Origin of the sequence: Faecousia intestinalis (assembly GCF_040096185.1) — a bacterium.
In the GTDB taxonomy this organism is placed as follows: Bacteria; Bacillota; Clostridia; order Oscillospirales; family Oscillospiraceae; genus JAZOXB01.
In genome coordinates this window covers 1-14,506 of the sequence record NZ_JBBMFF010000258.1, presented here as the reverse complement: position 1 = coordinate 14,506, position 14,506 = coordinate 1, and the positions used below count along the sequence as shown (strand labels likewise).

Here is a 14,506-nt window from a genome sequence, read left to right as displayed (position 1 = left end):
ACCGTCAAGGGAACGGACACGACCCCGACGGGCGACCTCAGCCGCTGGCCGGATGCCGGTCAGGTTGGCTCATGGGCCGTTGACGCGCTGCGCTGGTGCGTCGGCGCGGGCATCATCAACGGCAAGGACGGCGGCCTCCAGCCGACCGGCAACGCCACCCGCGCAGAGTTCGCGACCATCCTCATGCGCTACGCGAAGTTGTAACAGGACAAAGCACAAGGGGCAGGCCAAGTCCGCATTCACGTAAGGACGAAAGGTGCTCAAAAGAATACGGCATAGCTTACGATCATGTAGGCTATGCCGTTTCTTTTTGCTCTTGTTGTGATACTAGAATCTGTTAAAAAGCTTGAAGAGCTTTTTATAGCGCCAACGGCGCGTCAGATTCTGCATGAGACGGCGCAGCGTGCATTCGCACGATGCGAGTGTGCGTAGCACACGGGATTCTTGATTAAATATTTTAATCAAGAATCAGTATGAGATATCGACTACGCCGATAAAGTTCCACCAGATGACCAAGGTCTGCTTTTTTGACCGTCAATCCTTTGGCTTATTATACCACGCAGACATCATATCTATGTTAAGCAAGCGGTTTTTGGGACGATTGGAACACCGAAAGACTGGCTTTTACGACCCGGCTGACAAAATGGATCATTTCCTCTTTGCTGTACTTGTCATAGCCCTCCACAACGACATGCATCAAACCGTTTGACAGATGGGTATACATCATCTCAAGCTCTGTTTCGCTGGCATTGGGCAGTTCTTTCCGCCAGTAAGCAATGCTGTCCTCCTTGGCCAAGGCGATCATCCGCATCAGGACGGTCGAGCTTGTGTTGCCCAGGATCAGTACCCGGCAGGCCTCCTGATTCTGATCGACCATATCGTAGATGGCCTCGATCAGCGCCGTCACATCAAAGGAATTGACATAGCGAAGGGATTTCTCAAATGCATCGATGAGTTCATTCTCAATGCTCTCCATCAGGGCAAAGCAATCGCTGTAATGGGCATAGAAGGTGGCACGGTTAAGCTGCGCCAGCGCGCAGACCTCCTTCACCGTAATCCTACTGACCGGCTTTTCCTTCAGCAGCTCCAAAAAGGACTGCTTGAGCACCATTTGCGTATAGCGTTTTCTTGCATCCAGCTTCTCCATTTTGCGCTCCTCACAAAAAGTTTACAAAATTCTGCAACACTCCGGCACGCCGTGTTGCTTTTCTTTCAATTGCAGGGCAAATGCCGATTGTTTCTGATCTGCCTCTCCAGTATACTATACTTGTGAAAGATAATCAACACCTGTATGATTATCTTGAGAGGAGGTCTTTTGAATGTATGATAAATATCTTGTTACAGGTGCTACCGGCTTCCTCGGCAGGGCTGTTGCGGAGAGGCTGGTGCGCCGCAGAGCGCAAGTGTACGCGCTTGTGCTGCAGAATGACCCCTATATCAATTTGCTCCCCAAAGAAGTCCATACCGTTATCGGTGATGTGTGCGCCAAAAACTCGCTGGCAGACTTCTTTGCGGATGCCGACAGCCGTACCTGTGTGATTCACTGCGCCGGTATCGTCTCCGTCGCGTCCAGACCCGGTCCGAGGCTCTATCAGGTCAATGTAGGTGGGACAGGGCAGCTCCTGCAGCAATGTATGGCGCATAAAGTGGGCAAGCTGGTCTATGTCAGCTCCGTTCATGCCATCCCGGAGCAGCCAAAGGGCTGCCCCATTACAGAAAACTGTGAATTCTCGCCGGGGCTTGTGGACGGTGATTACGCCAAGAGCAAGGCCGCTGCCACCGAGCTGGTCTACGACGCGGCGGCGTGCGGGTTGAACGCCAGCATTGTATTCCCCTCCGGCATCATCGGGCCGGACGATTTACAGGGAGGGAGCTTCACCTCAATGGCAAGATCCTTTCTTGCCGGGAAGCTGCCTTTCGCCGTTCGCGGCGGATATGACTTTGTGGATGTGCGGGATGTGGCAAATGGCATTCTCGCCTGTTCCGAAAGCGGAGAGCCCGGTAAGGGCTACATTTTGTCCGGCCACTATGTCACGATTCGCAGAATGCTGCAGATCATCGGGGCGGCGGCAAAACGGCGGTATCGGCCCATCTGCTTGCCTCTGGGTCTTGCAAGGCTGGCAGCTCCGTACTACGAGCGCCGGAGCTTGAAGGATCGAAAGCCATTGTTTTTCACCCCATATTCCATTTCCGTTCTTGCCTCAAACGGCTGCTTCAGCCATGCGGCTGCATCGAAGTGCTTTGCATATCAGCCGCGCCCGCTGGAGCAGACCCTGCGGGATATGGCCGCATGGCTCATTGCACAGAAGGAAGCGGGCAAGGCACTGCCTCATCTCATCCGGCGCCCCACGATCAGCGGCGCCCGCTGCTGAGCTGCTCTGTGTTTCGGCCTTCTGCAGCACATCCGGGTTATTTCTCCGGGTGTGCTGCTTTTTATCGCTCCGCTTGCCCTCTTGCTTTTCTTCCGAGATTCGTATATACTGAAATTGTGTTGTATTTTTTTATCGGTATGGAGGGGCGGCACGGCACGGCTGTGCAAGCGTCTGACAGGCTGCCCTGCATCCTGAACGGCTGCAAAGGAAAGGGAACGTTATGACCTGTGACGAGGTTTTTTATCGCCAATATCTAAGCGGCGACGACGCAGGGCTGGAGGCCCTGATGAAAAAATACGGCGACCCCCTGACCCTGTATATTGACGGCTATCTGCACGACGTTCACGAGGCGGAGGAGCTGATGCTCGACGTTTTCGCCTATCTGTTCACCAAAAAGCCGAAGATACGGGACGGCGGCTTCAAGGCGTATCTCTATAAGGCCGCGCGCCACACGGCGCTGCGCCACAAGAGCAGGCGGAAGCCCTTGTTCAGCCTCGACGCGCTGACCAACGAGCCGGACGGACGTCTGCTGGCGGAGGAGGTTATCCGGACGGAGGAGCGAAACCGCGTCCTGCATTTCTGCATGGGTGAAATGAACCCGGACTACCGGGAGGTTTTATATCTCACCTATTTTGAAGATATGAGCTACGCGCAGGCGGCGGAGGTCACGGGGAAAACGGTAAAGCAGATTACCAACATGGTGTATCGCGGAAAAGAGAGCCTGCGAAGGCTGCTGGAACGGGAGGGAATCACAAATGCGGAGTCATGAGGAACGGGTCGCGGAGACAAAGCGGCGCATCGCCAAAATTGAGCGGGAGAAGCGGCTGCGGCGCAATAAGATTACCATGGCTTCCGCTGTGGCGGCGTGCCTTGTGCTGCTCATTGGCGCGTCCCTCGCCATGCCCGGCATTGCCGCAAGCATCCAGACCGGCGACTACTCCGGCTTTGAAACGGCGGCCAGCATGTATGGCGGCGGCGCTCTCGGATATATCGTCATCGGGCTTTTGGCGTTTCTTCTCGGCGTGTGCGTGACCGTTCTGTGCTTCCGGCTGCATCAGATGAAGCGCGAGGACGATCAGAACAACGAAAGCGAGGGAATTCATGGAGCTGATTGAGAACCTGCTGCAGCTGCTGGTCACGTTCGTCGGCGCACTGCTTTCGGGCCTATCCTACCGCAGAAGCCGCAGGCAGGCGTATTTTCTGCTGCTTTGCTTCTACGGCTGCTTTGCCCTCGGCGCGCTCTACTGGACGCTGTATCTGCTGCTGTTCGACACCACACCCCGGGTCTTTTATGTGTCGGAGTTCGGCTGGGTGGCAAGCCTCATCTTCCTGCGGATCTTGCAGGCCACGCTGGCAGGAACAGAGGAGCGCTGCTTCCGCTGCCGCAGAGCATGGCTTGCGCCTGCGTTCGGCGTGCCGCTGCTGGCGTTCTACTGCACCTTCGGGGACATTCTCTCCAACCTGCTCTGGTGCGGCATGATGATATGGCTCTCCTTCTGCTCCATTCGCGGACTGGTCTGCGCCAACGGGCAGACGGGCGCGGCGTGGAAGATGCGATACTTCCACATCGGCGTGCTGTGCTTTGTTGCCTCGGAGTACCTGCTCTGGACGGTGGGCTGCTTCTGGCCGGATACTTCTCCGGCAAGCCCAACCTTCTGGTGTGATATGCTGCTGACGCTTGCCATTTTCGGGCTGCTGCCCGCTGCGAGAAAGGCGGTGGACGCATGACCTACATCGAAAACATCTTTCTGTGCATGGCATCCCCGCTGCTGGTGGCCGCTTTGTGCATGGGAAGGCGGCAGCTCCGCTTCTTCCTGTTCTGCATTGCCGGGATGGGGGTGTGCCTGCTTTCGGCCTATATCAACACCTTCCTCGCGGCGGTATGTCAGGCGGACGCCCTTGCCGCCACGGCGGAGATCGCGCCGGTGGTGGAGGAAATCATGAAGCTGCTGCCGCTGGTATTCTATCTTCTGGTATTCGAGCCGGAGGGGGATAAAATCAAGGCTGCCGCCATCACGATTGCCCTTGCCTTCGCCACCTTTGAAAATGTCTGCTATCTGATCCAGAACGGAGCGGACCGCTTCTCCTTCATCTTCTTCCGCGGCTTCGGAACGGGCGCCATGCATGTGCTGTGCGGCGGCATCGTCGGCGAAGGGCTGGCGTATGCCTGGCAGCGGACGTGGCTGAAGATCGCTGGCACCTGCGGTCTGCTGGGCGCGGCCATCACCTTTCACGCCACCTACAACCTGCTGATCGTCTACGGCGGCGTGGCGCAGTACGTCGCTTACGTCCTGCCGGTGCTGCTGATGGCGGCGGGAAAGCTGTCCGCCCTCCGCCTTACGCGGAGAGAATAACCAAAGCCTTCCACTTGAGAGCTGCTTTTGAGCGGCTCTCAATTTTTTTTGAAAATTTTTATATTTGGGGTGAGAGTTTTTCCGTTTTTCTGTACCTATATCAGTGAAGGGACTTTTACGTCACCACGTTCGAGCCATGAAGAGAGGAGGGGTCCAGAGACATGTATGATACCGCAAGGCGGGTCGCGCTCGTCAAAAAGCGGAGACACGAGTACGCCCGCCGGAAGCAGCAGCGCGAGATCTGCGGACTGTCCGCCGCGTGTATGCTGCTGTTCGCAGCGCTGATGCAGACGGCGAGCACAGTCGTCGGGCCGGGGCAGAGCGCCGCACGAGGTGTGTTCGGTGCGATGCTGCTGCGGGAGGACGCAGGCGGCTATGTGCTGGTAGGCGTTGTCTGCTTTGCAGCGGCGGCGGCGATCACCGCGCTGTGCTTCCGGCTCAGAAGCAGGGAAACCCAGAAAAAAGACGGGGCAGGTAAGCCAGACCCGCAGAAACAGGAGGGAAAAACGACATGAAAAAACGAATACTTAGCATCCTGCTGCTGTGCTGCATGGTGCTGACCATGCTGCCGACAGCGGCGTTTGCAGCGGTGAGCGATTCGCTGGGCAACACACCCAAGGAAAATCAGGCGATTTTGGAGCAGCTCTCCGCCTTGACCGGCGGCAGCAGCGACCAAGTGCTTTCCATGCTGAACGCTTTGGGGCTGCTGGATGAAGACGGCAATTTCAAGGTGGATCAAACCATCACGCTGGACGGCCGGGTGTTGACACTGGCGGCTGTCATGGAGCTACTGGAAAATCCCGCCACGGATCTCACCCGTATCGCCGACGTGGATGGGACTCCGGTGGCGCTGGGCGATTTGAAGACCATGATCCAAATCGAACAGGAGCTGCAGCGGATCAAGGACACCTATTTCTCCGGCAGGGAGTTTACCGGGGAAGCACTGGAGAATCTCAATAGCCTGATGGAGCAGCTGGAGCTGCAGGGCATCAGTTTGCAGTATTCCGCCTCTGCCACAAAGCCTGAGGGCGTTGAGACGGTGGATATGAGCGGCATGATGAGCCAAACGCTGGAGGTTCTCGCAAACAACACCTGGAACTCCGGGACTTTTACTATATACCGCGGAAAACCGGTCGGCTTTTCCTACCGCATTCAAAAAGGCCAGCTCAGCAAGTATATCACCAATGTGGAGGTCTCGATAGACGGGGTGAGTGGGGTCGAGCAAAGCGACGGGTCCTACAAGCTGACCTATGACGCAGGCTCAACTTACAATTTAGGTGGTCGTAAAATCACTGTCAATGTTCAAACCAGAGGAGGGAACTCAGACTGGCTCGCGAATTCTTATTCCTATGGCGACCTGCTGGGGATGATCGAATTTTACGATGCGGAAAATCTGGTGTTCTATGACGGCGCCGGTTATGCCGACCACCATCAGCTCAAGCTAATCAAGACGGTTGGCGTCCCCGCAATACAAACAGTAATGACCGCGCCGAACTATGAGGAAAGATACGAAAGTACAGCCACAATACAGGGGGATATGTTTATTCCTTTGCTGGCAAATGAATACACTACAGCCCTTGGTGCCAACAATCCGGACTTCGTTGCGCTAAGCGATACCATCAGAATTCTGGAGGGCGCCCGCAACTCGGTGCTTCCCGCCGGCTCCGACCCATTTTATCAGCCATACCAAATCGACGCCAGCATCGAGTTTAACTGGAGTACCGAAAAAGCTGCCTATGCTGGCGATGCTCCGTATGGCTGGTATAAAGACCAGCCCTATGCCCCGTTCTATCTGACGGAGTACAAGTTCAATGGAAAATCTCTGGAGCTCAGCAACAACAGAACAAAAGCGCTGAACTGTACGATCAACAAGGGCGAAACGGTCAACATCTCCCTGCAGTCTACCACGCAAAACAGAGGGGATCAGCGGTACTATCTGCCCTTCCGACTGTATATGAAAAGTGTACAGGGCGAAATCCAAAATTCCTGGGCCACCACCAAGAACAGCAACGTCACCGCCAGGCTGGTGGACACGGACGCCCCCACCATTCAAAGCGTCACGGCCCCGGCGGGAACCTATGCCAGCGGACAGCTCGTCCCCATCACAGTTACCTTTGACGAGTTCGTGGATCTTAGAAGCGCCAGCGTGACCATCAATGGCAAAGAGTATACCGCCGCTGAGCTTTCCATGAACAAATACGGTGTCACGGCAATGCTCTGGTATCCAGTGCAGGATACGGATGCCACCACGGTCACCGTCAATGGTATGACCGGCGTGAAGGATGTTTTCGGTCATACGCTGGATACCACGCCCTATCAAAGCAACCCGATTGCCGGCGTTGAGCTGAAGAGCGTCTTGATGCGCAACGCCCCCACCGCACTGACCGCCGACTACGACAACGGCAAGGCATCGTTCACGATGAACGCCAACATGGAGCAGGCCTACAAGACCGTATACAGCAATTATCACACCCCGGCAGGCACAGACCCGAAGCAAGCCCCATTCCGCCTCGAGCTGAGGTACGACTCCGCGGTTGAACCAATCCATCTGCAGGTCTATCTGGACACAGAGAAGGAAGCCTTCACCATTAGCGACTATGCAATCGCACCCGCGGCTTACACCCGCACCTATACGGTGACGCTGCAGGCCAACGAGGGCACGAAAGACGCTCCGAACTGGGTGAATGTTCTTCCCCTGACCCGGCAGTTCACGGTGGCAAAGAAAGTTTCCGCGCACACGGTGACCATCGTCCCGGAAGCGAATGACGCCGACTATACGATTTCCCTCGCCGAAGCCGCCCGCCCCACGCTTCAGGCAGAGGTTTTTGGGGAAAACGGTGAGCAGGCCACCTACACCACCGGCAAATGGAGCAGCAGTGACACGCTCATTGCCACCATCAACGAGGATACCGGCGTTGTTGCCACCACAGGAACCAAGGTGGGAACCGTCACCTTTACCTTTACGGCGGACAACGGGACTGTGGACCCTGCCGATGATGTGACGGGCGAGTCAAAGCCCTATACCGTGACGGCAGGCAATTCCCTGGCACTGGTGATTCCCGGCGGCGCGTCCATCGTGACGCGGGTAAATCAGCCCGCCACCGTGCTGTGGAGCTCCAACGCCGCGCTGATGGCACCGAACAAAGAGTTCCATTACAGGATTGACCTGTATGCGGGCAACTACACGAATGAGGCGGAGCTGAGCGGCATCCAGCCCGTTGCGTCTTATACCGCTGGCAAAGAGGAAAACAGCGTGCGGATCCCGGAGAATGTGCTCTCCAATCTCTCCAGCGGAAATACCCCGGCCTACACGGTGCAGGTCTCCATGCCGCACCCCAACGCCGAGGGTGAGAACGTCCGCCTGTCGGCACTTGCCTGGATCATCGTGCAGGCACCACCTGCCACGGCCAAGCTGACACCGCCCCAGAGCATTTACCACAAGGATACCGACGGCACCGTCAATATCAACTGGTCGGTGGAAAACGCCACTGACGGCGCCTCTCAACAGTCCACGCTGACCATTACCCGGGTCACAGAGGACAACACCACCCAAGAGGTGGCCCGTGAGCGCCTATCCGGTACCTCCGGAAGCTTCTCCCTGCCATTACAGCGTGTGAAAGCCGGCAATCTAAAGGACACCTATCAGGTGGTTTTGAGCGTGGAGAACCCTGTTGAGGAAGCTCCCAGCACGGACTCCTTCCCCCTGTATGTCTACGATGCCGACGCACTGAAGGTGCAGGACGGCAACGGAACCACGATTTCTGCGCTGACCATGGACAATACCTCCAAGGTCAGCGGCCCCCTGCCTACCGATACCGCTGAAATTTTGCAGCTGCGCCAGGAGCTGGGGCTGATCGAGTACATAGGCATCAACTATGACGAGTACGGATGGAACTCCTTTAAGGACGGGATCCAGTGGCTCTCCAGCAACAACAATGTCATTTCCGTCAACTACAAGCAGGGCGGACTGTATGAGGACATCAGAAACTTCTCCTTTGATTCCTACCTTCCCGAAACCAAAATGGCGCTGTCCGGCTTGGCCAACGGCACCGCAACCGTCACGGCTACCCATGCCGCCACGGGTATGCGTGCCGCCGTACAGGTGACAGCGAAAACGCTGCAAAATAAGTTCTATCTCTTCCAGCTGACGCCTGCAGCGGAAACGACACTGCAATACACCGACGGCAAAGGTGTGCCCAAAACGGTCACGACCAACAGGGAAGGCGTGCTGGCGCTTTACGAACCCAACGGAATCGCCAGTGAGGTGTCTCTGCGGTCCGGCTCCGGCGCGGATATTTATCTGGGCACCATCTATAAAGAAAATCTGCGTTCCGGCGAGCGGGATGCCACAAAACTGCAGCTTTATCCCTTGAATACCTTCAGCCTTCGGCGAGTCGCCCGGGCATCTGTGACGCTCATCACGCCGGGCGGCGATCCGCTGGCGAACAAGACGGTGACCGTTCGCGGCGGTGTTTATAAAAACGGAGGCTACTGCGAGACAGCTCTGCTGGGCTCCAGGGCTGGAGCACTTGTCAGCGGCATCACCGGCGACACCTATACCACGGATGCGGCGGGAAATATAACCGTCTATCTGGATTCCACCCAGTTCTGGTCGGCCGAAAAGGGTGAGAGCAACACCACGGCGCTTTCCGCTCTGGATCAGCTGGAGTACATTCTGGAGATCAGCGAAATTGACAGCAACAATTACTATCCGCTGCTGCTGACCGTCAACGGCAAGCTGGGCGTGGACGATGTAATGCGCACCGCAGAGGGCGTTGTCTCTCTGGAGCGCGTGCCGACGGGGGAGGCAAACAAGCCCTTCCTTGCGGCGCAAAGCGTTGATTACGGTCTTGCCAACGGTCAGAAGGTGGATGTCCGCAGCTCGACCGGGAAGATCGGCCCTAACAGCAGCTTCAAAACAGCCACCCTGCACACCACCATGCTCCTCTGGGGCGAGGATATTGCCAACGCGCAGAATTACCGTCTCAGGTTGGCGGACGAATACGGCGTTCTTCCTGCCGCCCAGAGCAGCAGTACCAAGCAGTATCCCTTCTCATCCATCCCTGTAGCGGAAAACGATCTGACCCTCACCGAGGCCACCATGACCACCTCTGGATGGATCGCCGACGGCAAGGATGTGGGTATGAAAACGCAGCTGAGCCTGAACGGCAGCCTGCTGCAGGAGAAAATAATGCCCTTCCGGGTCGTTGATCTGACCCGAGTGCCCAAGGTGACAGAGGATGACCGCGTCACCGGTATTCTGGCGACGATGGGAGCCTCCAGTATAGTGAAGGGAGTCGACTTTGGCGGAGTGGGCGACAGTAACATTCTCAAGGTGCTGACCGGACGGCTGGATGATCTGAGCGGTCCGGTGGACACTTCCGTGTTCAAAATGATCATCACTCCCAGCGAAGACCCCTCCGTGTTCCGTGCCATGATTTGGGCCGGGTACAATACGCTGGAGATGGAGGACATGGACTATTCCGAGGACGGCGTGGCGTTGGGTGCGAATGTGCTGACGCAGAACCTGGAGGTGGGCGTGCCCAGTACCGGGGACCTGAGCCAGATGGCCCAGGGAACCTATGATCCCAAGGGGGACTACAAAACCAACTCCCTGGCCGACAATGTCACCAGCACGGATCTCAACTTGCAGTTGGAGGGCTTTTACGAAGCGGAGATCCGCTATAACGCCGAAAAAAAGGAGTGGGAGGTTTTCACCGTAGGCGGCGGCTTTACCGCCGGCGTTGGCGTGGGCTTCTCCTTCAGCGTGAACGCCATGGCCGGCCCCGTGCCGTTGACAGCAACCTTTGAGCTGGGCGGTGCCATTCAGCTGGATTTCCGTACCGCAGTGCGCTACGGCCAGCAGGGGCAGGGCACAGAGCTTGCCTGGAGCGATCCCACGGCCACGGCAGTGAATGACTTTTTGACCACGCTGCGTATCAACGCCTATGTCCACGCGTTTGGCGGCATTGGCTTTGACTATTCGATCGTGGCGCTGAAGATCGGCCTATTCGGCAATTTGGATGTGGACAGTCAGAATAAGTTCCTTTCCCGCACCTATCTCGCCGACGAGACAAAGCGCCAGATCAACGGTCAGGCCCTGGGGATCCAAAGCGAAGTGGGAATCAAATTTGTGGCCAGATTCCTGTTTATCTCCTACGAGGCGGTGATCGCCTCCGGAACCTTTGGAGCCACCAAGACTTTTCATGACTGGGCAACAATCGACGAATACTGGAATAACGCCACCAGTGGGCTGAGCCTTGCCTCGCTGCGGACGGCGGCGGCTCAGAGCGGCATGCAGGTGACTTCTGGCAGTGCAACGCTCCAAAGCCGGGACTATCTGGAGCAATATGCCCGTACCTGGGGCCAGCCCCAGCAGCGGATGATGCTGTTCTCTCTGAACTCCACCAGTGGGCTGGAAAACATCCAGACCAATGCCAATCCCACATCCTATCCACAGCTCAGCGATGACGGGAAGGTATTGGCCTACATCAACGACGGCAACAGCAGCAGTATTTACGACAGCCGGGCGCATTTCTCCACCCTCAATGGCGGCGTCTATACTCCCTCCAGTGAAATTGACGCTCCCACAGAGTTCCCCGGCTACGGCGACACGAGCGTTTCTTTGTCTGGCACTGGCAGCTTCGCGGCGGCGGCTTGGGTTCGTATGGGCACCGACCTGCCGGGTAAAAATGCCGGTGATCCCGTGACATTGGAAGAGCAAAACCTGCTGATGAACAGCACGGAGATCGTAGTGTCCGTCTATAACGGCACGACCTGGACTTCCACCCGCCTAACCAACGACGGCACGCCGGATCTGGCCCCAGCCACGGCAGTGGGCGGCGACGGCAAGGCCATCGTGTTCTGGCGCAGCGTCTACACCCCCGATCCCGGTACGCAGGGCAGCAACCTGCTGAACTTCACGACCAGAGATTGTATCATGTACAGTTGCTATGACAGCAGGAACGGCGACTGGAGCAATGCCAAAATGCTTTATAACGGTGCTACCGGCAGCGTGAAGGCGCTGCAGGCGGCCATGCTGCCCGACGGAACCGCTATGGCGGTTTACTCGCTGGACCGCAGCGGAACCGGAGATATCTCCGCCTACGAGATCGCCTATTGTACCGTGGCTTCTGACGGAACTCCCGGTACAGCCATGCTGGCGACCTGTGACAGCAATCTTGACGAAAACCCCCAGGTCGTTGCAGTCAACTTCGGCAGCGGGGATGACCGATTTGTCATCGGTTGGCACAGTGTCCGAGACGGCAGCAGCGATATTCAGCTGTTGGCTGTGGACGGCAGCGGTACCATGTCCAACAGTTTCCCCGGCTCTTTGTCTGCCCTGACCAGCAGCGGCAACGCCGCCGTGGGCGGAGACTTCCGCTTCGCTTCCCTCAGCGGGGATCATCGCAGCCGCAATGATCTTACCATCATCTGGAATGAGACTGTCAATAACGCCAACGGCGCGGTAGATCACGGCATTTTGAAGGCGGCCAAGCTGCGCTATGCCGAAAATACCTACACGCTCTCCGCACCATTGGAACTGGCAGAGCTGCCGGATCGCACGCTGGCTGACCACTTTGATGCCTATGTCAGCGGCAGCAATCAGGTGCAGGCTGTCATTCAGGCCACCTTCTATGACGATGGAAACCCGCAGGTAATCGGCAACGTGACCGTTCCGGGTGAGAAAACGATCCTCTATACCGCTACCTCTGATTTTGTCACCGATGCGGTGGCAGTGGAACAGATCGGTGTGGATTATGCCATGCTGGCGCTGAACAGCCTGACACCCATTCGCTTTACCATCCGCAACACCGGGCTGAACGATGTGACAAACCTAACGGTCAAGCTTGGCAGCGGGGAAACCGCCACCCTTACGGAAAAACTGCTGCCCAATGAAAGCACCACCCTTACCGTCTGGCACCATGTGAAGGACCGCGTGACCGACCCGAGCTATACCATCACTGCCGACGGCATCAACGAAACAGGCACAGTGTATCTGGATTATCCCGACATTGGCATCTCGCAAATGGAAGTGATTGCGGAGAGCGCCGGCAAGCGCACGGTGCGCATGACCCTCTATAATTCCTCTGCCGCCACGCTGGCCGGCGGAAAGAACCGCGAGGTGAAGCTTGCGTTCTATGCGGATGATCTGCATACCAAGCCTGCAGAGGTAGCCTGCACCACAAACGGCGTATCGGTTAGTGGTAATGAAATCACCATTTCCGGAGACAGCGCCCTCGCCCGCATCGATCAGGGAACCTTTACACTGGACCTGACCTATGATCTGGGCAAGTATATGAACTCCATTGGCAAAACCGAGATCCCCAATGTGGGTACCTATCTGTACGCCGAGGCGTGGGCGGAAGGTCAGATCGGTGGAACGGGAAGCAATCAGCGCCTGCCGGAGTATGACGGCAGTGACAGCGAGGCCACCGTCCATATGACCGGCGCACTGGCCCGCACCGGAGAGCGGATGACGATGGATGTGACACAGGGGAACGACGGCAACGGTCACAGCACCGCCGCCATTACCCTGCGCAACAACTGCCTGCAGTCTCAGACTGGCACAGTGCTGGTGGCCACGCTGCTGGATGCTGCCGGGACCGTTCTGGAAACGAAAAAGACCAGTATTGGCGGTGCCATCTCCGGGGAAACCTTCCAGACGGAAACCGTCACCTTCTCCCGGCTTGGCACCCGCGTAGTGGTGCGAGCCGCAGTGCCCGGTAATGACCTTCTGACCTTTGAAGGTCTGGCAGTGGGGCTCAGCGATTTTACCGCCAACGGAACGAACTATACCTATACGCTGCAAAATGATAGCGGAGCAACATCTACGCTAGTCACAGCGGTGTCTGGAAACGGCGAGCCCGTGAGCATCAACGGGCAGGCTCTGTCCACCGGCGGCAGCGCAACCGTTGCCATCCCCAACAGCGGCAAAACCGACATTGTCGTGGGAATCGGTGCTAAAACCTACACGCTGACGATTCTGCGCAATAGCGGCACAGGCGCGAATCCCTTTACCGATGTTTCTGAAAAGGACTGGTTCTATGGCGATGTGATGTTCGCCTATGAAAATGGGCTGATGATCGGCACGGGCAACGCGCAATTCCGTCCGCACGGGACGGCGACGCGCGGGATGATGGCGACCATTCTTTGGCGCATGGCGGGCAGCCCCGCGCCGAAGGGCAACAGCAGCTTTACCGATGTGGAAGCCGGAACGTGGTACACAGACGCGATCACATGGACGGCGGAGAACGGCATCTTTTTGGGCTACGGCAACAACAAAGTCGGTCCGAACGATTCCATCACCCGTGAACAGCTTGCAGCCATCTTCTTCCGCTACGCAGACTACAAGGGCTGCGATATGACCGCCAAGGGAGAGCTTGACAAGTTCCGGGATGCGGGCAAGGTCTCAGATTATGCAAGGGCAGCGATGCAGTGGGCGGTCGGCAGCGGTCTGATCCAAGGGAAGCCAGACGGGGTGCTTGACCCGCAGGGCACGGCGACCCGCGCGGAGATCGCCGCGATGCTCCACCGCTTCCTTGAGAAGTAAGAGCTGGTGCAGGGCAAGGCTCCCGGCGTCTGATGCGCCGGAACAGCCCGAAGCAGCTGCAAGCCCCAAAGACCGGCGGCAGCAGCGTGTTCGGCTTGTGATGGCGCTCCTGCGCTGCACCTCTTGCCGGAAGCCTTTCGCTGAGCACATGGCAGAGCAGGCGGCGTGAGGAAGAAGCGCTGCAAATCATCGAAAAGGAAACAGGCTCACCTTTCGGGGGGGGGGGG

At 57.3% G+C, this 14,506-nt stretch carries 9 protein-coding genes; 8 read left to right on the top strand and 1 reads right to left on the bottom strand.

Features of this window, described 5'->3' with window-relative positions; all coding sequences use genetic code 11:
• Nucleotides 1-204: S-layer homology domain-containing protein (locus tag WMO66_RS12655; RefSeq protein WP_349136787.1), on the top strand; the 204-nt coding region annotated here is incomplete at its 5' end.
• A gap of 373 nt (nucleotides 205-577) precedes the next feature.
• Here the strand turns inward: WMO66_RS12655 and WMO66_RS12650 are convergent.
• On the bottom strand, nucleotides 578-1,147 hold the full coding sequence (locus tag WMO66_RS12650; protein ID WP_349136786.1) for a TetR/AcrR family transcriptional regulator: 570 nt from the start codon (nucleotides 1,145-1,147) through the stop codon (nucleotides 578-580).
• Nucleotides 1,148-1,319: 172 nt separating this feature from the next.
• On the opposite strand from WMO66_RS12650, the gene WMO66_RS12645 reads away from it, so the two are divergent.
• From WMO66_RS12645 to WMO66_RS12615, 7 genes are all read left to right on the top strand, one after another.
• Entirely contained in the window at nucleotides 1,320-2,372 is a 1,053-nt protein-coding gene (locus WMO66_RS12645; RefSeq protein WP_349136785.1) for an NAD-dependent epimerase/dehydratase family protein, read from the top strand.
• A gap of 220 nt (nucleotides 2,373-2,592) precedes the next feature.
• The gene (locus WMO66_RS12640) at nucleotides 2,593-3,141 is read left to right on the top strand and encodes an RNA polymerase sigma factor (RefSeq protein WP_349136784.1); all 549 of its coding nucleotides are present in this window, start codon (nucleotides 2,593-2,595) and stop codon (nucleotides 3,139-3,141) included.
• Nucleotides 3,128-3,487: an ABC-2 transporter permease gene (locus WMO66_RS12635; protein WP_349136783.1), complete on the top strand. Its 360-nt coding sequence runs from the start codon at nucleotides 3,128-3,130 to the stop codon at nucleotides 3,485-3,487. Before WMO66_RS12640 ends, WMO66_RS12635 begins: the two co-directional genes overlap by 14 nt.
• On the top strand, nucleotides 3,474-4,100 hold the full coding sequence (locus WMO66_RS12630; RefSeq protein ID WP_349136782.1) for a histidine kinase: 627 nt from the start codon (nucleotides 3,474-3,476) through the stop codon (nucleotides 4,098-4,100). Before WMO66_RS12635 ends, WMO66_RS12630 begins: the two co-directional genes overlap by 14 nt.
• Nucleotides 4,097-4,726 (top strand): PrsW family glutamic-type intramembrane protease, encoded by a 630-nt coding sequence (locus WMO66_RS12625; RefSeq protein ID WP_349136781.1) that lies wholly within the window; start codon nucleotides 4,097-4,099, stop codon nucleotides 4,724-4,726. The genes WMO66_RS12630 and WMO66_RS12625 overlap by 4 nt, the downstream gene beginning before the upstream one ends.
• Before the next feature lie 161 nt (nucleotides 4,727-4,887).
• Nucleotides 4,888-5,241 (top strand): hypothetical protein, encoded by a 354-nt coding sequence (locus WMO66_RS12620; RefSeq protein WP_349136780.1) that lies wholly within the window; start codon nucleotides 4,888-4,890, stop codon nucleotides 5,239-5,241.
• Nucleotides 5,238-14,279, top strand: a complete 9,042-nt coding sequence (locus WMO66_RS12615; protein WP_349136779.1) for an S-layer homology domain-containing protein — start codon at nucleotides 5,238-5,240, stop codon at nucleotides 14,277-14,279. The genes WMO66_RS12620 and WMO66_RS12615 overlap by 4 nt, the downstream gene beginning before the upstream one ends.
• Nucleotides 14,280-14,506 lie beyond the last annotated feature (227 nt).